Below are 22,615 nucleotides of genomic sequence, written 5' to 3' on the forward strand. Positions count from 1 at the left end.
CGTCCGCGCGCATCAGGCCGGGCGCAGTGCGCCCTCGCGACGCGTCGCGGTGAAGCGGAGGAGGAGGGTCGCGATGAGCACCACGGCCGCCGCGACGAGCGCCGCGATCCCCGCGGGAACAGAGACGAGCTCGCCGCCGAAGCGTCCGACCGCGACCCACACGAGTCCCCAGCACAGCGACAGCATCGGGGCGATGCGGCCGCGGCCGGCGACGGCGAGCGCCAGCCCGACCAGCGCGGCGACGATCAGCACGACGACCGCCCAGACGGCGGCACCCGGCCCGTCGGCGCTGCCGACGCCGGCACCGACGAGGGCCGCCGCGACGTTGGCCGCGGTGGCCACGCACACCCAGCCGAGGTACAGGCCGAACGTCCCGTCCGTCACGACCGCGTCCACGACGCCGCCGGAGCGGGTCGAGCGGAGGATCACGAAGATCCGGGCGAGGACGGCGAGGAGGACGACGATCACCACGACGCTGAGCGCGAGGAGGCCCGCCTGCACGACCAGGATCCAGGCGGCGTTGAGCAGCAGGCTCGCGACCGCCCAGTAGCCGAGCCGGCGGTGGCGGTCGCGGGTGGCCTGCGAGGGCAGGAACTGCCAGATCGCATAGGCGATGAGCCCCAGGTAGATGACGCTCCAGATCGCGAACGCCGGGCCGTCCGGCGCGACGGGCGTCGAGGAGGCGCTGAGGGCGCCCCCGGCGGCGTCCTGGATCTGCGTGCCGCCCGCGGCTCCCGAGCCGATGAACGAGCCGACGAGCGCGAGCACGGCGCTGACGGCGACGGCCGACTGCCGGATGCGGTCGGCGCGGGTGGCGTGGGCTGTGTCGGTCATGTCGCTCCTCGGTTAGTCAGCTGGCTGAGTAACGAGAGTAGCGCGCCTGCCTCGACGCCACGGGGGCTTGCGGACGTGCCCGGACGGAGCGTCGCCGGCGACAGGACCGCGTGCAGGAGGGACGCCGTCCGACGACTCCTCGGAGCGGAGGGCTAGGGATTCGAACCCTAGAGACATCTCTGCCCACCAGTTTTCAAGACTGGCTCCATCGGCCGCTCGGACAGCCCTCCCTGCCGCTCCCCGCGGGGAGAGACAGTCGATAGTAACCGACGGGCGTTTCCGGGCGGGGAGCCCGTCAGCGCAGCGCGTCCAGCGCCGCCGCGACGCCGTCCTCGTGCACGGTCGGCAGGATCGCCGACGCGACCGCGCGCACCTCCTCCGGAGCCTGCCCCATCGCGAGGCCCGCCCCCTGCTCGGCGGCCCACGTCAGCATCTCGATGTCGTTGCGGCCGTCGCCGAGCGCGACGACATCGGCGCGGTCGATGCCGAGCTCCTGGCGCACCAGCTCGAGCGCGGTCGACTTGTTCACGCCGTGCGGGGCGATGTCGAGCCAGGCGGTCCAGCCGATCGCGTAGCTGACCTGGTGCAGGCCCATCTGCTCGACGAGCTCCGAGAACTCGTCGATGCCCGTCTCGGGAGAGATCACGACGACGCGGGTGCAGAGCCGGCCGAGCAGCTCCTCGAAGGGCACGTGGGTGGTCTCGACGCCCATCACCGCGCCTCCGGGGAACGCCTCGGTGTAGAAGAAGGCGCCGTCGGCGTCCTCGACGGCGTAGTGCGCGTCGGGCAGGAAGCGCCGGATGTTCTGCAGCACGCCGGTCGGGTCGAAGGTCTCGACCACGTCGGGGACGTACTCGCCGTCGGCGTCGCGGCGGAGGGTGACCGCGCCGTTGCAGCAGACCACGTACTCGGGCGCGATGCCGAGCCGGGCGACGACCGGCAGGGTCGAGGCGGGCGAGCGGCCGGTCGCGAGCATGACCTCGTCGCCGCGGGCGACCGCATCGGCGATCGCACCGCTCACGGCGTCGGTGATGGTGCCGTCCTCGTGCATGACGGTGCCGTCGATGTCGAGCGCGATCAGGCGCCGGCCGGAGGCGGTGCTCATGCCGTGCGGACCGGCTCGAGGACCTCGAGGCCGCCGAGGTGCGGGCGCAGCGCCTCGGGCACGAGCACCGAGCCGTCGGCGCGCTGGTGCGTCTCGAGGAGCGCCACGATCCAGCGGGTGGTCGCGAGCGTCCCGTTGAGGGTGGCGACCGGAGCCGTCCTCCCCGACTCCGTGCGGTAGCGGGTGTCGAGGCGGCGGGCCTGGAAGGTGGTGCAGTTCGAGGTCGAGGTGAGCTCGCGGTAGGCGTCCTGGGTGGGGACCCACGCCTCGACGTCGAACTTGCGCGCCGCGCTCTGCCCGAGGTCTCCCGCGGCCACGTCGATGACGCGGTAGTGCAGACCGAGGCTCTGCAGCATCGCCTCCTGGTGGGCGACGAGACGCTGGTGCTCGGCCTCCGCGTCCTCGGGGAGGGCGTAGACGAACATCTCGAGCTTCGAGAACTGGTGGACGCGGATGATGCCGCGGGTGTCGCGCCCGCCCGAGCCGGCCTCGCGGCGGTAGCAGGTGCTCCAGCCCGCGTAGCGCTTGGGGCCGCCCGCGAGATCGAGGATCTCGTCGCTGTGGTAGCCGGCGAGCGCCACCTCGCTGGTGCCGGTGAGGTACAGGTCGTCGTCGCGGAGGCGGTACACCTCGTCGTCGTGCTCGCCGAGGAACCCGGTGCCGTCCATGATCTCGGGGCGCACGAGCGTGGGCGTGATCATCGGGACGAAGCCCGCCTCGATGGCCCGCTCGAGGCCGAGGTTCATCAGCGCGATCTCGAGCCGTGCCACCACTCCCTTGAGGAAGTAGAAGCGCGCGCCGCTGACCTTGGCGCCGCGCTGCATGTCGATGCCGTCGAGCAGCTCGCCGATCTCGAGGTGGTCGCGCGGGGCGAAGTCGAAGACGGGGCGCTCGCCGACGGTGCGGAGCAGGTCGAACGACTCCTCGCCACCCGCCGGAACGCCGTCGATGATCGGGTTGGCGATGCGCTTCACGAGGGCGGTGAAGCGCTCGTCGGCCTCGGCCGCCTCCGTCTGCGCCGCCTTGGCGTCGGCGGCGAGACGCTGGGCCTCGGCGACGAGGGCCGCCTTCTCGTCCTTCGGAGCCTTCGCCACGGTCTTGCCGAAGGCGTTCTGCTCGGCGCGCAGCCGCTCCGCCTCGGTGATGCTCGACCGGCGCACGCGATCGGCCTCGAGCGCCTGGTCGACGAGCTCGACGGAGTCGCCGCGCGCCTCCTGCGAGCGCTTCAGGACGTCCGGGTTCTCGCGCAGAAGTACGGGATCAATCACCCCAGCAGTGTAGACGCGCCTGTGGGTCGACCCGGGGCACCTGATGATCGGCCGAGCGCTCCGATCCGTTCGAGGGGAGGGCTGCGAACAGTCCGAGACCCCCGCCCCACCCGAAGAAGGCGCATCCACGACCTATGACGACCCCGGACACTCCCCCCGAGCACAGCCCCTCCCTCCGCATCGAGCGCGACGGCCCCGTCGGCCGCATCCTGCTCGACCGACCCGACGCGCTGAACGCCCTCGACCTCGCCACCGCGCACCTCCTGCTGCGCGCGGTGCTCGAGCTCGACTCCGACCCTGCCTGCTCGGTGATCCTCGTCGAGTCCACCGGCCGCGCGTTCTGCACCGGAGGCGACGTCTCGGCGATCATGAGCGCGCCCCGCCCCGACGAGTACCTGCGCGACCTCGCCACGACGGCGGCGGAGGCGTTCCACCTGCTCGAGACGACCGGCAAGGTCGTCGTCTGCGCGATCGACGGGATGACGGCGGGGGCCGGCATCGCCTTCGCCCTCGCGGCCGACATCGTGGTCGCGACTCCCGCGGCCGCGTTCCTGAGCGCCTACGGCGATGTCGGGCTCGTGCCCGACTGCGGAGTGACCGACTCACTCCCCCGGGCGATCGGCCGGAGGCGGGCGCTGGACTTCGTGCTCTCCGGTCGGCCGGTCCGCGCGAGCGAGGCCCTGGAGTGGCAGCTCGTGACCGAGGTCGTCCCCCGCGCCGAGCTCGCCGCCCGGGTGCGCGAGCGCGTCGACGCGCTCGCCGCGCGCCCGGCCCACGTGGCGGCGGCGGCCAAGCGCCTGCTCCGCACCGACGCCGTGCACCGCATCGAGCGCGCGGCCGAGGAGACCGAGACGCTGGTCGAGCTGCTGGCCGTCCCCGCGACTCGCGCGCTGCTCGACGCGGAGCACGAGCGGCAGCGCCGGCGCGCCGAGCGGCCCCGGCGGGCGGGCGCCCGGGTCTAGCCCCAGGAGCCTCCCGCTAGCGTGACCGGCATGACCTCGACCGGAGCACGACGCGCGGCGGTCGTCGCCAACCCCACCAAGGGCGACCAGGCCCGGCTCCGTCAGCTCGTGTCCTCGGCCGAGCAGGCGCACGGCTGGGACCCGACGGTCTGGTTCGAGACGACGCCCTCGGAGCCGGGCGGCACGCAGGCCAGGGCGGCCTCCGCCTCGGGCGTCGACGTCGTCCTCGCGGTGGGCGGCGACGGCACGGTGCGCGCGGTGGCGGAGGGGCTCCGCGGCTCGGAGACGGCGCTCGCGGTCGTCCCGTTCGGCACCGGCAATCTGCTCGTGCGCAATCTCGGTCTCCCGCTGGGCTTCGAGGAGGCGGTGCGGGTGGCCTTCGGCGGGCACGCTCGTCGGATCGACACGGGGCTCGTCGAGATCGAGCGCCCCGACGGCGCCCGTCAGGAGCACGCGTTCGTCGTGATGGCGGGCCTGGGCATCGACGCGAAGATGATCGCGAAGACCAGCACGACGCTGAAGAAGGCCGTCGGCTGGCTCGCCTACGTCGACGGCGGGGTGAGGGCCCTGGCCGAGCTCGGACCCGTGAAGCTGCGGTACTCGCTCGACGGGTCGCCGTCGCGCTCGGTCTCGGTGCACTCGGTGATGATCGGCAACTGCGGGGTCCTGCCCGGCGGGATCCTGCTCATCCCCGACGCCGAGCCCGACGACGGAGTGCTCGACATCGTCGCACTGCGGCCCCGCGGTCCGTTCGGCTGGCTGAAGGTCTGGAACACCCTCACGTGGGAGAACGGGGTGCTCCGCCGCTCCGCCGCCGGCCGCAAGCTGATCGACCTGGGGAAGGACGCGCGCCAGGTCACCTACCTCCGCGGTGAGGACATCCGCATCCGGATGGACGAGCCGCAGGAGATCCAGCTCGACGGCGACGAGTTCGGGATCGCCTCGGCCGTGCGGATCAGCATCGACCCCGGCTCGCTGCTCGTGAGCACGGCCGCGCAGAGCTGACCCGGGTCACGGCGCGACGGCCAGACCCTCCAGGTCCTCCAGCGACGCGACTCCGGACTGCGTCAGCATCACCCGGAACTCGTCGCCGAGCAGCGCGAGGAGCCCAGTGACCTCGTCGGCCCCGCCCGCGGCGAGCGCCCACAGCACAGGGCGGCCGATGAACGCGGCGCGTGCTCCGAGCGCGAGGGCGGCGAGCAGGTGCCTGCCCGAGCGCACTCCGCTGTCGACGTAGACCTCGACCTCGGCACCGACTGCGTCGACCACCTCGGCGAGCGCGCCGACCGCGGTCACCGAGCCGTCCATCCGCCGCCCGCCGTGCGTCGACACGACCACTCCGGAGGCGCCGGCGTCGACCGCGCGCCGCGCGTCCTCCCCGCGCAGCACGCCCTTGACCAGCACCGGCAGGCCCGAGACCGCGGCGAGCCGCCCGATGTCGTCGAGACCGGGGTTCGGGGTCGGCCGCCCCAGCACCCGCTCGCGCTCGGCCTCCGTCAGGTTGCCGAGCCGCGCACGGCCGGGGACGTCGGGCCAGGACAGCGGCTCGATCCCGGGACGATCGCCGCGCAGCACGGGCACCTCGACGGTCAGCATCAGGGCGCGGGCCCCGGCGGAGGCGGCACGCTCGACGAGCGCGCGCGTCACATCGGCCTCGGCGAGCAGGTAGACCTGGAACCACCAGGGCGCCCCCTCCGCCGCGATGCGCGGGAAGGGCACGGCCGTGTTGGTCGAGACCCCGAGGAGAGTGCCCGCCCGCGCCGCCGCCTCCGCCATCGCGATCTCGCCGCGGGGGTCGGCCGCCACCTGCTGCGCCATCGGCGCGATGAGCAGCGGAGTCGCGACGCTCGTGCCGAGGACGGTGGTCGTGGACGACGCCGCGAGCGCGCCGCGCAGGGCCGCCGGACGGAAGCGGATCGCGTCCCACGCGGCGAGGTCGGCGTCGCGCTCGAGGTGCCCACCCGCGACGGCGCCGTAGTAGTCGGCGACGAACCAGGACAGCGACTCCCTCGCGCGCTCCTCGAGCTCGCCGATGCGTCGGCGCGACTCGGCGCTCCCTGCGGTCATCGGCGACCTCCCCCCGCCCACAGACCCTAGCCGCGGGGAGGCGCCCGCGGCCGAACTCGGCTACGGTGGATGCCGCGAAGGGGAGTAGCTCCCACCGTCCGCTGAGCGGACACAGAGTGTGCGTCGACATGCTGGTCCGGAACGATCCGGGCCCGGCGCGCCACCCGGATCATCATCGGATGCGGGCGAGCGAGACCTTCGGTCAGTCGACGTCCGTCCTGACCGGTCCTCTCGCGCGGGTCGGCGGGGCCCTACTCCAGGAGATCCCATGGCGAGCACCGCTCCGGCGCCCACCCCGACCCAGATCCGCCGCTGGCGGCGCTACCTCGCCGACGAGCTCGCCGAGGCCGCGACGTACCGCGATCTCGCGAAGCGCCGCACCGGCGAGGAGCGCGAGATCCTGCTCTCCCTCGCCGCCGCCGAGGGCCGGCACGAGGAGCACTGGCGCGAGCTCCTCGGTCCGGCGGCCGAGCCCTCCCCCCGGCCGGATGCGCGCACGCGCCTGCTCGGCTTCCTCACCCGCCGCTTCGGCTCGGTCTTCGTGCTCGCGCTGATCCAGCGCGCCGAGGCCCGCTCGCCCTACGCCGACGACGACGACGCGACCGAGGCGATGGCCGCCGACGAGCGGATCCACGGCGAGGTCGTGCGCGGACTCGCCGAGCGCGGACGCAGCAGGCTCTCAGGCACCTTCCGCGCCGCGGTCTTCGGCGCGAACGACGGGCTCGTCTCGAACCTGGCCCTGGTCCTCGGTGTCGGGGCGAGCGGAGTCGCGACGAGCGTCGTGCTCTTCACCGGCATCGCGGGACTGCTCGCGGGCGCCCTCTCGATGGGCGCGGGAGAGTTCGTCTCGGTGCGCTCGCAGCGCGAGCTGCTCTCGGCCTCGCACCCCGATCTCGACACCAACCGCGTGGTCCCCGACCTCGACGTCGACGCGAACGAGCTCGCCCTCGTCTACCGCGCTCGCGGCATGACGCAGGAGGAGGCCGACGCCCGCGCCACCTCCGTCTTCTCGGGGCTGCGCGGTGGCGCCGCGCCCACCTCGCCGATCACCCTCGGCGGGCCGAAGGCCGACCCGTCGATCGACGAGCACGAGTCGGTCGGCACGGGCATGGGCGCCGCGCTCTCGAGCTTCTGCTTCTTCGCCTCCGGCGCGATCATCCCCGTGCTGCCCTACCTGTTCGGCATGACGGGACTGGCGGCCGTGATCCTCGCCTCGGTGCTGGTGGGCATCGCCCTGCTGGCGACCGGCGCGATCGTCGGACTGCTCTCGGGAGCCCCGCCCCTCGCCCGCGCGATGCGCCAGCTCGGGATCGGCTACGGAGCGGCCCTCGTCACCTACCTGCTCGGGCTGCTGTTCGGCGCCTCCGGGATCTGATCCTCCGGGACCCGGTCCTCCGGGACCGCTCTGCCCCGCCACTTCAGCGCCCCGACCGCGATCGCCAGCAGCAGCGAGCCCGGCAGGCAGCCCAGGAGCGGGATCGACGCGTAGTAGAGGATCTGCCGCTGGATCCACGCCGGAGACGGTGTGTCGGAGTCGCCGTAGTAGGACGCGGGCGGCGACGAGTAGCCGGTGTAGAGCACGAACAGCCCGAGGGCGCTGCCGGCCAGGCCCGCGAGCAGCAGTGCCAGGAGCCAGGGGTTGCGCAGGAGCGGGGCCTCGCGCGGCGCGGGAGCCGCTGCGGCCGGCCGGGGCGCCGCCTCGGTGACGCCCGGCTCCCACGGCGTCTCGGGGCCCGACGGGAGGGTGGCGGGCAGGTCCCCGCTCGCGGGGAGACGCACCGGCCCCGACTCCCGACGGGATCGGCGCGTGTCGGCGACCGCGGCGATCTGCGGCAGGCCCGCGACGCTCGCGGCAGGCCGGGACGGCCCCGTCCCCGGCCGGGCGAACGCGCGCTCGTCGCCGCGCACCCGGTCCACCCCGCCCGCGAAACCGCGCTGGAACGCCGCGTCGTACCGCGGATCCACCGTCGTCCGGTCGCTACCGTCGCGCTCCGTCATCATCGACCTCCGGCTCGTTGCTCAGGATCCCGCGCAGCCAGTCGCGGGCCTCGATGAACACCTCGTCGTCGTAGCGTCGCACGTACGAGACCGGACGGCGATCCGCGCGGGGATACGAGCCGAGGAAGATCACCCGGGGGCTGAAGCGGCGGAGCCCGAGCAGCGCGTCCGCGACCCGCTCGTCGTGGGCGTGCCCGTCCAGATCGATCACGAAGCGGTAGCGCCCGAGGGCGTCCCCGATCGGGCGCGACTGGATCATGCTCAGGTTCACCCCGCGGGTGGCGAACTGCTCGAGCATGTCCAGGAGCGAGCCCGGCTCGTCGGAGGGCAGCTCGACGATGAGGCTGGTCTTGTCGGCGCCGGTCGGCTCGGGGAGGGCGGTCGAGCGCGAGACGTGCACGAAGCGCGTGACCGCGTGGGGGTTGTCGCCGATCTTCTCGGCCAGCACCTCGACGTCGTGGTGGGCGACGATCCCCGGAGGCGCGATCGCGGCCTGCGCGGGCGCCCCGTCGAGCAGATCGATCGTGGCCTGCACGTTGCTGGACGCGGGCAGGTACTCGTGGCTCGGGATCTCGCGGTCGAGCCAGAGGCGGCACTGCCCGTAGGCGACGGGGTGCGCGGCGACGACGCGGACGTCCTCGAGGCGCGTGCCGGGGCGGCCGACGAGGATGAAGGACACCGGGACGAGGTACTCGCCGACGATGCGCAGCCCCGGGATCTTCGCGAGGGCGTCCTGCGCGGCGGTCACGCCTCCCTCGACCGAGTTCTCGATCGCGATCACCGCTCCAGCACTGCGGCCCGAGACCAGATCACCCAGCGCCTCCCCCACGTTCGCCACGCTGCGCCACTCGTGGCCGCGCGCCTCGGGAACCTGCGCGAGCGCCGCCTCCGTGAAGGTGCCGGAGGGCCCGAGATAGCTGTAGGTACGGGGATGCGAGGAGCTGTCGGGCATGGCGGCCAGCCTAGCCAGGCGCACTCCCCGAGAGGCGCGCGCCGCGGCGGCCGGGACTGACACTATGGACCCCATGACCGATCGCGCAGGGAAGCCGGCACAGGCCTCCGATCTCATCGACGTCGAAGCCCTCGTGAGGGCCTACTACGACAACAAGCCCGACGTGTCCGATCCGCTGCAGAAGGTGGTCTTCGGGACCTCCGGGCACCGCGGATCGTCCTTCGACACGGCCTTCAACGAGGACCACATCGCCGCAGTGACGCAGGCGATCGTCGAGTACCGCACGAACGAGGGCATCACCGGGCCCCTCTTCATCGGCGCCGACACCCACGGCCTCTCGCGCCCGGCGCTGACCACGGCGCTCGAGGTGCTCGTCGCGAACCGGGTGCGGGTGCTCGTCGACGAGTTCGACGACTTCGTGCCCACTCCGGCGCTCAGCCACGCCATCCTCCGCTACAACAACGACCCGTCGCACACCGACCGCGCCGACGGCATCGTCGTGACGCCGTCGCACAACCCGCCCCGCGACGGCGGCTTCAAGTACAACCCTCCGCACGGCGGTCCCGCCGACTCCGACGCCACGACCTGGATCGCGAACCGCGCCAACGAGCTGATCGCCGACGGCAACCGCGACGTGAAGTCGGCCGAGCCGAGCGCCGTCGAGACCTACGACTACCGCACCCACTACGTCGCGGACCTCGCGAACATCATCGACATCGACGCCATCAAGAAGGCCGGCGTGCGCATCGGAGCGGACCCGCTCGGCGGCGCCTCCGTGCACTACTGGCAGCTCATCGCCGAGATGTACGAGCTCGACCTGACCGTCGTCAACGGCGAGGTCGACCCCGCCTGGGGCTTCATGACCCTCGACTGGGACGGCAAGATCCGGATGGACCCGTCGTCGCCGAGCGCGATGGCCTCGGTCGTCGCCCGCGCGGGCGAGTACGACATCCTGACCGGCAACGACGCCGACGCCGACCGCCACGGCATCGTCACGCCCGACGGCGGGCTGATGAACCCCAACCACTACCTCGCCGTCGCGATCGACTACCTGTACCGCCACCGCTCCGGCTGGCGCGAGGACGCGGCGATCGGCAAGACCCTCGTCTCGTCCTCGATCATCGACCGCGTGGCCGAGTCGCTCGGACGCCGCCTCTGGGAGGTGCCGGTCGGCTTCAAGTGGTTCGTGCCCGGCCTCGTCGACGGGTCGGTCGGCTTCGGCGGCGAGGAGTCGGCGGGCGCGTCGTTCCTCCGCTTCGACGGCACCGTCTGGACGACCGACAAGGACGGCATCCTGCTGGCGCTGCTCGCCTCCGAGATCGTGGCCGTCACGGGCAAGAGCCCCTCAGCGCTCTACCGCGAGCTGACGGAGAAGTTCGGCGACCCGGTCTACGAGCGCGTCGACGCCGTGGCCACGAAGGCGCAGAAGGCGGCGCTCGGCAAGCTCGACGGCGACGCGATCCCGGCGACCACGCTGGCCGGCGAGGAGATCATCGCGAAGCTCTCGAAGGCGCCGGGCAACGGCGCGGGCGTCGGCGGAGTCAAGGTCGTCACCGAGAACGCGTGGTTCGCCGCGCGCCCCTCGGGCACCGAGGACGTCTACAAGATCTACGCCGAGAGCTTCCGCGGCCTGGACCACCTGCACGAGGTGCAGGCCGAGGCCCGCACGATCGTCGACGGAGCCCTCGGCTCCTGACCCCTCACTGAGTCGCCCGGAAGGGCTCGTTCTCTCGCCGGAGAACGAGCCCTTCCGGGCATCTCAGCGTCGAACGGCCGTCTGGACCTGCGCGACGACGGAGGCGAGGTCGGCGAGGTCGTCGCCCGTGAGCTCGATGACGAACCAGCCGGCCGCGCGGAGGCGACCGATCCGGGCGCGGTCGCGGCGCCAGCGGTCGCGCTCCACCCTGTGGTAGTCGCCGTGGTACTCGACGATCACCCGGGCGCGGGCGATGCAGAGGTCCACTCGTCCGAGGAACACCGCGGCGTCGTAGATCTCGACGTTCGCCTCGATGCCCTGGATCCCGGCGAGGACGAGAGCGACGCGGACGAGGCTCTCGGGTCTCGACTCTGCTCGAGCATCGAGGAGGCCCAGCGCCTGTCGGACCCTGCGGAGGCCTCGCCGGGAGCGGTAGCGCTCCACCGCGTCGTGGAGCGCCTCCGCGGTGCAGATCCCCCGGTGCAGGAGATGGTCGCCGACGGCGACGAGGTCCGGCAGTTCGAGGACGACGCCGAGATCGCACCAGGTGCGCGCCGGCGTCGTCAACCGCCCGAGCGGGTAGGACAGCACCTCGATGGAGGGGTCGAGGGCGAGGGACCGTCCGGCGATGCCGGTGGCGTGCGGGGCGCGCAACGGGAAGGCGACGGCGACGTCGATCTCTCCCCGTCGCTCCCACCGGAGCTCGAGCGGGGCTCCCCAGAGCAGCGCGGCCGTCGGGCCGCAGACGAAGGCCTCCCTCCCGAGCCGGTACAGGAGCGCCGAGCAGCGGTCGGCGAGAGTGGTCGCCGGTCGTACCGTTCGGACTCCGCGCACCGGCGCCTCGACCGCGCGCATCGCAGCTCTCGTCGCGCCGGCGGCGCACCCCTCCGACACCCGGAACACGCCCTCGGGAAGCTCAGCTGTCACGCCCTCATGCTGACGCCTGCCCCGCTCCCCTGCTCGAACCTCTCCACAGCCCCGACTGAGATGCCCGGAAGGGCTCGTTCCCGGGGTGGAGAACGAGCCCCTCCGGGCATCTCAGCGCCGGGCGGCTACCAGCGGGGGTGCACCGCGGGGCGGAAGTGGGTGTCGTAGAGGGCGTTCACCGACTCCATGAAGGCCGGGCCGAGGGGGGCCGCGTCGGAGGCGGTGGCGTTCGCGCGCGCCTGCTCGACCGAGCGGGCGCCGGGGATGACGGCCGTCACTCCGCTCTGCTGGATGATCCAGGCGAGCGCGGCGGTGGCCGGCGCGAGTCCGTGGTCGGCGGCGAGGCGCGAGAACTCCTGGGCCGCCTCGACGCCGGTCGCGAAGTCGACGCCCGAGAACGTCTCGCCGACGTCGAACGCGGAGCCGTCGCGGTTGTAGTTGCGGTGGTCGTCCGCAGCGAACGTGGTCTCGGTCGTGTAGCGGCCGCTGAGCAGTCCGGAGGCCAGCGGCACGCGCGCGAGGATCCCGACGCCCGCCTCACGGGCGGCCGGCAGCACCTCGTCGAGCGGCTTCAGGCGGAACGCGTTGAGGATGATCTGCACGCTCGCGACGTTCGGGCGGGCGATAGCGGTGAGCGCCTCCTGGGTGCGCTCGACCGAGACGCCGTAGTTCGCGATGGCGCCCTCGGCGACGAGGGTGTCGAGCGCGTCGAAGACGGCGTCGTCGGAGTAGACGGAGGTGGGCGGGCAGTGCAGCTGCACCAGGTCGAGCGTGTCGACTCCGAGGTTCGTGCGCGAGCGGTCGGTCCAGGCGCGGAAGTTCTGGAGCACGTAGTTCTCGGGCACCTGGTCGACGCGGCGGCCCATCTTCGTCGCGACGAACACCTCGGCGTCGGGGTGCGCGGCGCGGTAGGCGCCGATGGTGCGCTCGCTGCGGCCGTCGCCGTAGACGTCGGCGGTGTCGAAGAGCGTCACCCCCGACTCCACGGCGGCATCGAGGATCGCGAGGGCGTCGCTCTCGGCGACGTCACCCCAGTCGGCACCGAGCTGCCAGGTTCCGAGGCCGACGACGGAGACGGGCGCACCTGTGCGTCCGAGAGTTCGAGTGTCCATGCCTCCACCGTAGGTGCGGGCGGCGTCGTGCGGAGCCCCCTTGCGCGTGCCCGGGGCGGGAGGCTCTAACGTCGAGGGCATGCCCCTCGTCGTCCTCGGAAGCGCCAACCTCGATCACGTGCACCGCGTCGCCCGCATCCCCGCCCCGGGAGAGACGGTGCTCGCCCTCGACCACCGCACGTTCCCCGGCGGCAAGGGCCTGAACCAGGCGGTCGCGGCGGCCCGCACCGCCCCGGGCACGGCCTTCATCACCAGCCTCGGCCACGACGCGGCGGGCGACGAGCTCGCGGGCGTGCTCGCCGAGGAGCCGCTCGAGCTGGCCGCGCGCCGGACCGACGAGCGCACCGGCACCGCGCAGATCACGGTGGACGACCGCGGCGAGAACGCGATCGTGGTCGACTCCGGCGCCAACGCCGCCCTGCTCGACCTCACGGCGGAGGAGCGGACGCTGATCGAGGGCGCGTCCGCGCTCCTCCTGCAGCTCGAGATCCCCGTCGCGACGGTGCTCGAGGCGGCCCGAGCGGGGGCGGCCCGCACGATCCTCAACGCCGCCCCGATCGGGCCGCTGCCGGAGGAGCTGCTCGCCGCACTCGACGTGCTGATCGTCAACGAGCACGAGGCGCGCGAGCTCGCGGCCGACCGCGGCATCGAAGCAGCAGACGACACCGCCCTGGCGCTGGCGCTCACGGCTCTCGTGCCGCTGGTGCTGGTGACGCTCGGCTCCGACGGCGTCGTCATCGCCGTCCGCGACCGCGAGCCGGTCGTCGCTCCGGCGTTCCGGGTCGAGGTCGTCGACACCACAGGGGCGGGCGACACCTTCTGCGGCGCGTTCTCGGCCCGCCTCGCCGAGAGCGGCGCCGACCTCGGCGATCCGGAGGCGCTGGTCCCGCTGGTCCGCTGGGCGACGGCCGCCGCGGCGATCTCGGTCACACGGCCCGGTGCCGCGGTGTCGGCGCCGACCGCCGCCGAGACGGAGGCGTTCCTCGCCCAGCGCTGAGCCCAGCGCTGAGCGCGACGCTCTAGTCGACCGCCGCGATCCGCACCGTGATGCGCGCGCGCCGCTGGGAGTGCTCGGCGACGCACCACTCGCGGACCACCGCGCCGACCGTGCGGGCCACATCGGGAGCCGACGACCCCGCAGCGACGCAGACATCGACCGCCACCGAGACCTCGTCTCCGCTGACGCGGATCAGGACCGGCTCGGCGAACGTGCCGCCGGTCGCCGCCCCGAGCGGACCCGCCGCGAGCGGCGCCGTCGACGGAGCGAGCGCCGTCGCCGCGTGGGCGATCACGTCGCGCACGTCGGCGCGGGCAGGAACGAGCATCGCCACGCCCTCGATCGGTCGCAGCAGTGCGGCGACGGCCGCGGAGGCGCTCGGCGTGCGGGAGGTGAGCTCGGTCACGACTCCTCCGCCCCCGGCAGGTAGACGTCCTCGACGCGCACGTCGATCGTCGAGACGCGCAGCTCGGTCTGGGTGAGCAGGCGGGAGTGGATGCGCTCGCGGACCTGCTGGGCCGCCTCCGCGATCGGGACGCCCCAGAACACCGAGATCGTCACGTCGACCACGACCTCGACCCCGGGCTCGTCGATGTCGCCGAGGAGGCGGCAGCGGCCGACCAGCACTCCGGGGACGCTGTCGCCGGCCTCGCGCACGAGACCGCGCACGGCGCCCTCGGTGATCGTCAGCGAGACGTCCGGCTCGACGCTGGCGAGCGGGATGTCGCGCCCGGCGCGGGCCTCGCGGCGGGCCTGGGTCAGGATCGAGCCGAACCAGCTCTCGTCGGGCGCGGGCAGGCGCTCGGCGTCGTCGTCGATGAGCGCCGTCGAGAGTGCGCGCACGCGCTCGAGGGCGCGCAGCGTGCGCCGATGCTCGGGCGACTCCTCGATCACCGGGTCGTAGGGGATGCGCCCGCGGTCGAGGTAGTCGCTCAGCTCGTCGATGCCGCGCTCCTCCAGGGCCGGCGCACCGGCCACCACCGCCTCGGGAGCGTCGTCGCCCCCGGGGACGACCGGCCTCTCGTCCGCGTTCATCGCGCCTGCTCCCTCATCGCCAGTCCTCCATCGCAACGACCAGCGACTCCCTCGCCCGGGCGAGCTTCCCGCGCACCGCGGTCGGGGTGATCCCCAGGTGCTCGGCGATCTCACCGTACGACTCGCCGCCGACCTCGCGGAGCAGCCAGCACTGCCGCTGCGACTCGGGCAGCTCCGAGAGCGCGTGCGCGAGCGCCTTCATCGCGTCGCTCTGCTCGGCCGCCTCGAACGGTCCCGGCTCGCGGGCCGGCGGATGCTCCACGGCGTCGACGTCGTCGGTGGGCCGGCGCTGGCGCAGCAGGTCGACGCTGGACCGGCTCACGATCCGCATCATCCAGCTCCGGACGCTCGCGGGCTCCTTGAGCTGCGGGAGCTGGGCCCACACCGTGATCAGCGCGTTCTGCACCGCATCGGAGGCGTCCGCCTGCGAGCCGGTCAGCCGCCAGGCGTAGGCGCGCAGGATCGACTGGTGCCGCTTCACGAGCACTTCGAAGGCGCGCACATCGCCCTCGGCCGAGCGCTCGGCGAGGAGCGCGTCGCTCGCCGACTCCAGACCGCTCACCGCGCACTCCCTCGAGAACCACTGTCAGGCAACGGTCAGGAAAAACACCGATCCGCACCGTGACGAACACCCTCCGGGCTCCGTCTCACTCATGAAAGCACAGCCAGACGGGGAATCCGCCGGGCTTCCGCACCGGGCCGCTGCACGACAGGCGGCCGACACGACGTCAAGGAGTCACCATGAGCGACACCACCCGCACCCCCAGCCCCGCCACCACGCCCCGCGTCGACAAGGCGGCCGTCGAGACCGTCACGAGCCTCGGTGCCAGCACCGCCTCGGGCGTCGCCCAGGGCCGCACCGTCATCGACGACGCCGTCATCGCCAAGGTCGCCGGCATCGCGGCCCGCGAGGTCCCCGGAGTCTTCGCCCTCGGCAACAACGCCGCCCGCGCCTTCGGAGCGATCCGCTCGGCCGTCGGCGGCAACGACCTGGCGCAGGGCGTCCGCGTCGAGGTCGGCGAGACCCAGGTCGCGGTCGACGTGACCCTCGTCGTCGAGTACCCCGTCCCGATGCAGTCGGTCGCCGACGCCGTCCGCGACTCGGTCGCCGAGGCGATCACCGGACTCGTCGGCATGAGCGTCGCCGAGATCAACGTCGCGATCGTCGACGTGCACATCCCCGGTGACGACAAGACCGAGGCCGACGCCGACGCCGAGAGCCGCGTCCGATGAGCGACCCCCGCACCCCGTCCCCCGCTCCGGCGAGCCGCGGCACCGTGCTCGGTGTCGTGGTCGGCGCGATCCTCGCCTTCGCGGCCCTGCTCTTCGGCTTCTGGGGCTTCGTCCTCACCGCCGTGTTCATGGCCCTCGGCGTCGTGATCACCCGCATGCTCGACGGCACGCTCGACGTGCGCAGCCTCGTGGACGTGTTCCGCGGCCGCACGACCTCCCGCTAGGAGCCCCGATGACCACCGCTCTCGACTCGCGCCCCGCCACCCGCGCGGCGACGTCCCCCGTGGCGGGCACCGTCACCATCAACGTCCGCTCGATCGAGCGGACCGCGCTGGCGATCGTCCATGAGGAGCTGGGCGTCGAGGTCTCGGCGATCCGCGTCCGTCTGTCGGACGACGGCGGCGGGCTCGCGCTCGCCGTCACCACTCCGGTGGTCCTCTCGGACGAGGCCGGCACGGTCCTCGACCGCCTCCACCGCGACCGCACCCGCATCGCCGCCCGGATGCACGCCCTGACAGGCCGCACCGTCACCCGCGTCGACATCCGGGTCACCGGCACCCGCACCCGCAGCACGAGGAGAGTCGCATGAGCCCCGCACCGTCGCCCCGCGACGCAGCGCCCGACACGCGCTACCGCCGCTTCCTCCGCCGCGAGACGCACCGGTCCCGCTCCGCCGCGCAGATCGTCGTCCTGGTGCTGATCGCACTGGTCGCGGCCTACGTCGGCGTCGAGGCCGTGCTCGCCGTCCTCGGTGCGACACCGCTCCTGATCGCTCCGTCCGCACTGCTGGCGGCGCTCGTCGGGGTCGGCGATCTCGTCCCGGCCGCCCTGATCGGCATCGCCGTCGGGGTCGCCGTGCTCGCGCTGATCCTGCTCGTGCTCGCCCTCGCCCCGGGTCACCGGGCGCGGCACACCGTCGAGGACGACCGTCTCGCGGTCGTCGTCGACGACGGAGTGATCGCCTCCGCTCTCGCCCGCTCGGCCCGAGCGGTCGCCCGCTCGCGACGCGAGGACACCAGCGCCTCGCTCGGCCGCCGCACCGCGGTGATCGAGATCACGCCGGCGTCCGGCATCGCCGTCGACAAGGCGGCCGTCCAGTCCGCCGTCGACGAGGAGATCGCCCGCATCGCCCCGCAGCCCGCCACTCGGACGTCCGTCCGCATCGCCGAATCCGGGAGGATCTGATGACCACGAGCAATCGCTTCGTCAACCGCCTCGTCCTCCTCCTGGTCGGCCTCGTGCTCGCCGCCGTCGCGGCGGGGCTCGTGCTCATCGCGGTCTCCCCCGCGGTGAAGGACGCCGTGACGGGATTCGCCTCCGATCAGGGCGCCGCCCTCGTCTCGCGGATCTCGCCCGAGGACGGAACGCTCTGGAGCGACTCCGCCGTGCTCTGGCCGCTCTACGCGATCGTCGGGGTCTGCCTCCTGGCGATCGTGATCTGCGTCGCCCTCGCGGTGGCGCACGGTCGCGGCCGCACCGGGACCGTCCTCACGGACGCCGGTCGGGGCGACGGGCCCGCCGGTGAGGTCGAGATCGCCACCGGCTTCGCCGAGGACGTCCTCGAGAACGCGCTCGCCGGGCGCACCGACCTGCTCGACGTGACGGTGTCGGCCTACCGGCACGGCTCCGCCTCGGCGCTGAAGATCCGGGTGCTCCCGCGCGCCGGCGTCTCACCGCGCACCGTCGTGGACGCCGTGCACCAGGAGGTCCTCGAGCTCGACCGCCTGCTGGGCGCCCGCCTCCCCGTCGTGCTCGAGGTCGCCTCGAGCGCCCGCGCCGGGTTCTCGAAAGAGGACCGCGTCGCCTGAGACCGCGGACGCCGCAGGGCGCCCGCCGCGTACTCCCCCGGCAGTCCCGCCGGAGGATCATCACACCGAACAGAAGGAGCCCCTCATGGGTGCAGACGACAAGATCCGCAACGCCGCCGAGAACCTGGTCGGAAAGGCGAAGGAGACGGTCGGCAAGCTGACCGACAACGAGCGCCTCGAGGCCGAGGGCCGTGCCGACCAGACCGGAGCCAAGGCCAAGAAGGTCGGCGAGGACGTCAAGGACGTCTTCAAGAACTGACGCTCCCCGGGAGCACGGAGGCCGTCATCGCAGTCGCGATGGCGGCCTCTTCTCGTTCGCTCAGACGCTCCAGAACATGATGCGAGCGGCCGAGGCCGAGTCGATGCTCTGGTCGAAGTTGTCGACCGTGTGCGAGGAGTAGAGGATCGTGTCGCCGTCGACGCTCGTCACGATGCCGGTGTGGTCCCAGTCGCCCGAGCCGTCCCAGTCGAACTGCACGACGTCGCCGACCTTCACCTGGTCGCGCTGAGCGTCCGACAGCGCGGTCGCCCGCTCCGGGTGCGCGGCGAGGTAGGAGTTGAACGCGGTCGACGAGGCCCAGGCCGAGCTGTAGCCGCCGGTCGAGGAGTAGCTCCACTCCGCGTCCATCGTCCAGCCGCGCGCGATCAGCGACTGCGAGGCGAAGTTGACGCAGTCGTTGCCCGAGATCACGCCGTACTGCGCGGAGTTGTAGTCGGACCAGTAGGTCTCGAGGTAGTCGAGCTGCGAGGCCAGACGGCTGGCCTCGAGCGCCGCGGCGGCCTTGGCGGCCTCGATCGCCGGGTCGGGCGTGTACGCGAAGGTGATCGCGGAGGCGACGACCTTCGTGGTCGCGAGGACGCCGGTCGCCGTGGGGCTGGGCGAGGCGGTGGCGGTCGGAGCCTCGAGGTCGGCCGCGGGCTCGGCGGTCGCGGCGGGCACCGCGGTGGTGTCGGCGTCGGCGTCGGTCGAGTCGACGGCCGACTGGACTGACTCGGCCGGGGTGCCGTCGACGGTCACGGCCGCGGCCGCATCGGTGACCGCGTCGAAGGTGATCGGCGCTCCGTCGGCGTCGAAGAACGCGACCGGCACGACGCCCTCGGCCTCGCCGGAGGCGGGCGGCGCGGTGACGGTGATCTGGTCGGCGTTCTCGACGGCGACCGCGCCCTCGGCGTCCCCGAAGCGGACGGTCGCGACGGCGTCGAGGTTCGAGCCCGAGAGCGTGACGCTCGTGCCTCCCGCGACGGTGCCGGTGGTGGTCGAGACCGCACTGAGGACGACGCGCTCGGAGGCGGTCGTGGCCGGCAGCACGGCGACCGTGGTCGGCGTCGCCGTCGGCGAGGGAGTGCCCGCGGACGTGGCGGAGGCCGACTCCGCCGAGCCGGACGCTCCGATGGTCAGGCTCGCGCCGGTGGCGACCGCGACGACGACGAGCCCGCCCGACATCGCGAGCACGAGATGCCGGCGCGACGGCCGGAAGAAGGAGGAGCCCCGGGGGGCGGGGGCGACCCGGGCCTGGTGTCCCTCGGCGGCGCGGCGGTCGCGACGCGAGGCGAAGACCGGCTCGGCCGTCGAGTGCGGCGGGCGGGAGGCGGTGGGGGCCGCGTCCGGAGCCGATCGGACATCGGCGGATCGGAGTCGGCCCTCGCGCTCGCGCGCCTCACGGCGGGTCAGCGGGGCGCCGGTCTCGGCGAGCGAGGTCTGCTCGGAGGGTGAATCGGGGGTGGAACCGGTGGAGCGATGGGGCACAGAGATGTCTCACGGGATCGAGGGCGCGCGGCGGGGGATCGCGCACGGAGCGGGGGAAGCAGCCATGTCACCAGGCGGGCATGGGAGGACCGTTCGACGGCCCTCCGAAAACACTCCGAGTAACAGTACGGTAACAACCGGCGGGTGTCACGCCCGCGAGCGCCCGGATCTGATCGCGCGACGCTCAGCCAGTGGTGCCGGACGCGTAATCGGGCGCATCCGGAAGTCCGAACAGACGCTCGAGCGTCTCGATCCCCTGGTCGTGCAGATACTGCGACAGCTCGGGACCGACGTAGCGCAGGTGGTACGGCTCCGATTCGTAGCCGGTGATCGGGGTGGCGTCGGGCTTGTAGCGGACGAGGAATCCGAAGCGGTGCGCGTTCGCGCCGACCCACTGCCCCTCCGGAGTGTCCCCCCAGCAGATCTCGAGCGCGCAGGTCCCCGAGGCGCCGACGACGTCGACGGCCCACCCCGTCTGGTGCTCGCTGTGCCCGGGGCGGGCGCTGGTCGCATCCGCGCCGGCCTGCCCCCGGGTCGACACCCAGCCCGCGTAGACGCTGACCTGGGTGTCGTAGGAGCGGTACGCGCTCTGCACGGAGAGCGAGAGCCCCGCCTCCGACGACGCCGCCGCGAAGAGGGGGACGAGCGCATCGGCGGTCGCCTGCCGCATCGGCTGGCGGTTGACGTAGGAGACGTCGGGGTAGACGAGATCCGCGGGCACGTAGTCGACCGGCGAGAGCGTGCGCAGCTTGTTGACGACCACCCAGACGCTCGCCGGGTCGTCGACCGAGTTCGCCGTCAGGTCGATCCCCGGAGTGGGGGTCGGCGTGGGGGTGGCCGTGGGAGCGGGCGCCGGGGTGGGCGTCGCCGTCGCGCTCGGGGCCGGCGTCGCGGTCGGCCCGGGGACCGTCGGACTCGGGGTCGACCCGGCGCCGCGTCCCCCTCCGATGACCGCGCCCACGCCGAACGCCGTGGCGCCCGCCGCCACCGCGACGCCTCCGATGACGAGCGCCCGGCGCCGGACGGGACGGGAGCGCTGGGGATCGTTCTCGCTCGAGCTCATGCTCCGAGCCTACGCGCGGCCCTCCGAAGCACTCCCGGCGGCCGGTGTCCAGGAGTGCCCCTTCATGGGGCGCTCCAATATCCTCTAAGGATTCACATAAGCGCCTCCCCTAGCGTGAATGACGGCCTCGGCGACCGGCGCGGACCCGCCCCCTCGGATCCGCGGACCACTCGGTCCCGAACGAAAGGACCCCATGCTCCGACCTCGACACGCGCCGGCGCTCCCCCTCGCCGCCCTGACGAGCCTCCTCGACCTCCCCGGCGACTCCCCCGCCGCCGCGACGATCAGCGGAGTGACGCTCACCGCCTCCGACGTCGAGCAGGGCGATCTCTTCGTCGCCCTGTCCGGTGTGAACCGGCACGGCGCCGACTTCGTCGACGAGGCCCGCGAGCGCGGCGCCTCGGCCGTGCTGACCGACGGCGACGGCGAGAGCGCCGCCCGCGCGACCGGGCTCCCCGTGCTCGTCGTCGACGATCCCCGCGCCCACCTCGGCGCGGTCGCCGCAGCCGTCTACGGCACCGCCGACCGCGCACCGCTGCTCCTCGGAGTGACGGGCACCAACGGCAAGACCTCGACGGTGCACATGATCGAGGGGATCCTCCGCCAGCTCGGCGTGGTCCCCGGCCTGAGCTCCACCGCTGAGCGGCACATCGGCGACACCTCCGTCACGAGCGGTCTCACCACCCCCGAGGCGAGCGAGCTGCACGCCCTGATCGCCCGCATGCACGAGGAGGGTGTCGGAGCGGCCGCGATCGAGGTCAGCGCCCAGGCCCTCACCCGCCACCGCGTCGACGGAGTCGTCTTCGACGTCGCCGGCTTCACCAATCTCAGCCACGACCACCTCGACGACTACGGCGACATGGACACCTACTTCGCCGAGAAGGCGCAGCTGTTCCAGCCCGACCGCGCGCGCCGCGCCGTCGTCTCGCTCGACTCGCCGTCCGGAGCCCGGCTGGTCGAGACCGCGGGCATCCCCCTGGTCACGATCACCTCGCGGCAGGGCGTCGACGCCGACTGGACGGTCACGATCCTCGAGCAGGAGTTCGGCCGCACCCACTTCCGCCTGCAGAACCGGGAGTCGCGCGCGATCACGACCTCGGTGCCGATCATCGGCGCGCACATGGCCGCGAACGCCGCGCTGGCCGTCGTGATGCTGATCGAGGCGGGTCGCCCGATCGGCGAGATCCGCGCGGCGCTGCACCGCGACGGCGGCATCGACGTCTCGCTCCCCGGGCGCACCGAGCGCGTCTCGGGCGACCGAGGACCGACCGTCTACGTCGACTTCGGGCACAGCGCCGACGCGTTCCAGCGCACGCTCGAAGCGGTGCGCGAGGTGACCCCGGGCCGCGTGATCATGGTCTTCGGCGCCGACGGCGATCGCGACGCGCTCAAGCGGCCCGCGATGGCCGAGGCGGCCGTGACCGGCAGTGACATCCTCGTGATCACCGACCACCACCCGCGCTTCGAGGAGCCCGCCTCGATCCGGCGCACTCTGATGGAGGCGGCGCGGGCCGCCCGTCCCGAGGGCGAGATCCACGAGGTCGACGATCCCAAGCGGGCGATCCGGGTCGCCGTGTCGCTGGCCCACGAGGGCGACTCGATCCTCTGGGCCGGGCCCGGTCACCAGAACTACCGCGACATCCAGGGGGTGCGCACCCCCTACTCGGCACGGGCGGAGGCGCGGGCCGCCCTGCGCGAGGCCGGCTGGGCCGACGAGGCGGTGCCGACCCGGGCGTGACGCCGATCCGCCTCCTCTGAGATCTCGTTCAGGCTCGCCGAACCCCCTGGGCGACGCCTCGCACGAGGTGTAA

25 protein-coding genes and 1 tRNA gene are annotated in these 22,615 nt (G+C 73.2%); 12 read left to right on the plus strand and 14 right to left on the minus strand.

Annotated elements, in window-relative coordinates; translation table 11 throughout:
• Window positions 1–12 precede the first annotated feature (12 nt).
• From GSU68_RS13955 to serS, 4 genes are all read right to left on the minus strand, one after another.
• Window positions 13–834, minus strand: coding sequence for a tryptophan-rich sensory protein (locus tag GSU68_RS13955; RefSeq protein ID WP_159909268.1), 822 nt, complete (start codon window positions 832–834; stop codon window positions 13–15).
• A 145-nt stretch (window positions 835–979) separates the two neighbouring features.
• Window positions 980–1,064: transfer RNA gene (locus GSU68_RS13960), tRNA-Ser, on the minus strand.
• 65 nt (window positions 1,065–1,129) lie between these two features.
• The gene (locus GSU68_RS13965; RefSeq protein WP_159909270.1) at window positions 1,130–1,939 is read right to left on the minus strand and encodes an HAD family hydrolase; all 810 of its coding nucleotides are present in this window, start codon (window positions 1,937–1,939) and stop codon (window positions 1,130–1,132) included.
• On the minus strand, window positions 1,936–3,207 hold the full coding sequence (gene serS / locus GSU68_RS13970) for a serine--tRNA ligase (protein ID WP_159909272.1): 1,272 nt from the start codon (window positions 3,205–3,207) through the stop codon (window positions 1,936–1,938). Before serS ends, GSU68_RS13965 begins: the two co-directional genes overlap by 4 nt.
• A gap of 134 nt (window positions 3,208–3,341) precedes the next feature.
• Here serS and GSU68_RS13975 point away from each other — a divergent pair, with 134 nt between their 5' ends.
• Entirely contained in the window at window positions 3,342–4,169 is an 828-nt protein-coding gene (locus tag GSU68_RS13975; protein WP_159909274.1) for an enoyl-CoA hydratase/isomerase family protein, read from the plus strand.
• 30 nt (window positions 4,170–4,199) lie between these two features.
• Entirely contained in the window at window positions 4,200–5,174 is a 975-nt protein-coding gene (locus GSU68_RS13980; RefSeq protein ID WP_159909276.1) for a diacylglycerol kinase family protein, read from the plus strand.
• A 6-nt stretch (window positions 5,175–5,180) separates the two neighbouring features.
• On the opposite strand, the gene GSU68_RS13985 is transcribed toward GSU68_RS13980, so the two are convergent.
• Complete coding sequence (locus GSU68_RS13985; protein ID WP_159909278.1) at window positions 5,181–6,236, minus strand: alpha-hydroxy-acid oxidizing protein; 1,056 nt, start codon at window positions 6,234–6,236, stop codon at window positions 5,181–5,183.
• Between the two features lie 268 nt (window positions 6,237–6,504).
• Here GSU68_RS13985 and GSU68_RS13990 point away from each other — a divergent pair, with 268 nt between their 5' ends.
• Complete coding sequence (locus tag GSU68_RS13990) at window positions 6,505–7,611, plus strand: VIT1/CCC1 transporter family protein (protein ID WP_159909280.1); 1,107 nt, start codon at window positions 6,505–6,507, stop codon at window positions 7,609–7,611.
• On the opposite strand, the gene GSU68_RS13995 is transcribed toward GSU68_RS13990, so the two are convergent.
• Both GSU68_RS13995 and pheA read right to left on the minus strand, forming a co-directional pair.
• Complete coding sequence (locus GSU68_RS13995; protein ID WP_159909282.1) at window positions 7,572–8,201, minus strand: hypothetical protein; 630 nt, start codon at window positions 8,199–8,201, stop codon at window positions 7,572–7,574. The two genes, GSU68_RS13990 and GSU68_RS13995, sit on opposite strands and share 40 nt — an antisense overlap.
• A 13-nt stretch (window positions 8,202–8,214) precedes the next feature.
• On the minus strand, window positions 8,215–9,186 hold the full coding sequence (gene pheA / locus GSU68_RS14000; protein ID WP_159909284.1) for a prephenate dehydratase: 972 nt from the start codon (window positions 9,184–9,186) through the stop codon (window positions 8,215–8,217).
• Window positions 9,187–9,259: 73 nt separating this feature from the next.
• Here pheA and pgm point away from each other — a divergent pair, with 73 nt between their 5' ends.
• On the plus strand, window positions 9,260–10,882 hold the full coding sequence (pgm, locus tag GSU68_RS14005) for a phosphoglucomutase (alpha-D-glucose-1,6-bisphosphate-dependent) (RefSeq protein WP_159909286.1): 1,623 nt from the start codon (window positions 9,260–9,262) through the stop codon (window positions 10,880–10,882).
• Between the two features lie 63 nt (window positions 10,883–10,945).
• On the opposite strand, the gene GSU68_RS14010 is transcribed toward pgm, so the two are convergent.
• Together GSU68_RS14010 and GSU68_RS14015 are read right to left on the minus strand one after the other, a co-directional pair.
• Entirely contained in the window at window positions 10,946–11,809 is an 864-nt protein-coding gene (locus GSU68_RS14010) for a DUF559 domain-containing protein (protein ID WP_159909288.1), read from the minus strand.
• 125 nt (window positions 11,810–11,934) lie between these two features.
• Window positions 11,935–12,921 (minus strand): aldo/keto reductase, encoded by a 987-nt coding sequence (locus GSU68_RS14015; RefSeq protein WP_159909290.1) that lies wholly within the window; start codon window positions 12,919–12,921, stop codon window positions 11,935–11,937.
• Between the two features lie 79 nt (window positions 12,922–13,000).
• Between GSU68_RS14015 and GSU68_RS14020 the strand changes: the two genes are divergently transcribed.
• The gene (locus tag GSU68_RS14020) at window positions 13,001–13,918 is read left to right on the plus strand and encodes a ribokinase (protein ID WP_159909292.1); all 918 of its coding nucleotides are present in this window, start codon (window positions 13,001–13,003) and stop codon (window positions 13,916–13,918) included.
• A 22-nt stretch (window positions 13,919–13,940) separates the two neighbouring features.
• Here GSU68_RS14020 and GSU68_RS14025 read toward each other — a convergent pair whose 3' ends face one another.
• Genes GSU68_RS14025 through GSU68_RS14035 form a run of 3 tightly spaced genes read right to left on the minus strand, consistent with a single transcriptional unit; the run spans window position 13,941 to window position 15,515 of the window.
• The gene (locus tag GSU68_RS14025) at window positions 13,941–14,324 is read right to left on the minus strand and encodes a hypothetical protein (RefSeq protein ID WP_159909294.1); all 384 of its coding nucleotides are present in this window, start codon (window positions 14,322–14,324) and stop codon (window positions 13,941–13,943) included.
• Entirely contained in the window at window positions 14,321–14,953 is a 633-nt protein-coding gene (locus GSU68_RS14030; RefSeq protein ID WP_159909296.1) for an Asp23/Gls24 family envelope stress response protein, read from the minus strand. The genes GSU68_RS14025 and GSU68_RS14030 overlap by 4 nt, the downstream gene beginning before the upstream one ends.
• Window positions 14,954–14,966: 13 nt before the next feature.
• Window positions 14,967–15,515, minus strand: a complete 549-nt coding sequence (locus GSU68_RS14035; RefSeq protein ID WP_159909298.1) for a sigma-70 family RNA polymerase sigma factor — start codon at window positions 15,513–15,515, stop codon at window positions 14,967–14,969.
• Between the two features lie 179 nt (window positions 15,516–15,694).
• Between GSU68_RS14035 and GSU68_RS14040 the strand changes: the two genes are divergently transcribed.
• The 6 genes from GSU68_RS14040 (at window position 15,695) to GSU68_RS14065 (ending at window position 18,253) form a co-directional block, all read left to right on the plus strand.
• Window positions 15,695–16,186 (plus strand): Asp23/Gls24 family envelope stress response protein, encoded by a 492-nt coding sequence (locus GSU68_RS14040; protein WP_159909300.1) that lies wholly within the window; start codon window positions 15,695–15,697, stop codon window positions 16,184–16,186.
• A complete protein-coding gene (locus tag GSU68_RS14045) occupies window positions 16,183–16,410 on the plus strand; it encodes a DUF2273 domain-containing protein (RefSeq protein ID WP_159909302.1) in 228 nt (75 codons plus the stop codon). Before GSU68_RS14040 ends, GSU68_RS14045 begins: the two co-directional genes overlap by 4 nt.
• Window positions 16,411–16,418: 8 nt before the next feature.
• Window positions 16,419–16,775: a hypothetical protein gene (locus GSU68_RS14050; RefSeq protein ID WP_159909304.1), complete on the plus strand. Its 357-nt coding sequence runs from the start codon at window positions 16,419–16,421 to the stop codon at window positions 16,773–16,775.
• Complete coding sequence (locus GSU68_RS14055; protein WP_159909306.1) at window positions 16,772–17,371, plus strand: DUF6286 domain-containing protein; 600 nt, start codon at window positions 16,772–16,774, stop codon at window positions 17,369–17,371. Before GSU68_RS14050 ends, GSU68_RS14055 begins: the two co-directional genes overlap by 4 nt.
• Entirely contained in the window at window positions 17,371–17,994 is a 624-nt protein-coding gene (locus tag GSU68_RS14060; RefSeq protein WP_159909308.1) for a hypothetical protein, read from the plus strand. The genes GSU68_RS14055 and GSU68_RS14060 overlap by 1 nt, the downstream gene beginning before the upstream one ends.
• A gap of 85 nt (window positions 17,995–18,079) precedes the next feature.
• Entirely contained in the window at window positions 18,080–18,253 is a 174-nt protein-coding gene (locus GSU68_RS14065) for a CsbD family protein (RefSeq protein ID WP_159909310.1), read from the plus strand.
• Between the two features lie 60 nt (window positions 18,254–18,313).
• On the opposite strand, the gene GSU68_RS14070 is transcribed toward GSU68_RS14065, so the two are convergent.
• On the minus strand, window positions 18,314–19,741 hold the full coding sequence (locus tag GSU68_RS14070; protein ID WP_159909312.1) for an amidase domain-containing protein: 1,428 nt from the start codon (window positions 19,739–19,741) through the stop codon (window positions 18,314–18,316).
• Window positions 19,742–19,925: 184 nt separating this feature from the next.
• Window positions 19,926–20,804, minus strand: coding sequence for a M15 family metallopeptidase (locus GSU68_RS14075; RefSeq protein ID WP_159909314.1), 879 nt, complete (start codon window positions 20,802–20,804; stop codon window positions 19,926–19,928).
• Between the two features lie 193 nt (window positions 20,805–20,997).
• Here GSU68_RS14075 and GSU68_RS14080 point away from each other — a divergent pair, with 193 nt between their 5' ends.
• Complete coding sequence (locus tag GSU68_RS14080; RefSeq protein ID WP_159909316.1) at window positions 20,998–22,542, plus strand: UDP-N-acetylmuramoyl-L-alanyl-D-glutamate--2,6-diaminopimelate ligase; 1,545 nt, start codon at window positions 20,998–21,000, stop codon at window positions 22,540–22,542.
• Window positions 22,543–22,615: the final 73 nt, after the last annotated feature.

The sequence above is a fragment of the Rathayibacter sp. VKM Ac-2759 genome, from assembly GCF_009834225.1.
Taxonomy (GTDB): domain Bacteria; phylum Actinomycetota; class Actinomycetes; order Actinomycetales; family Microbacteriaceae; genus Rathayibacter.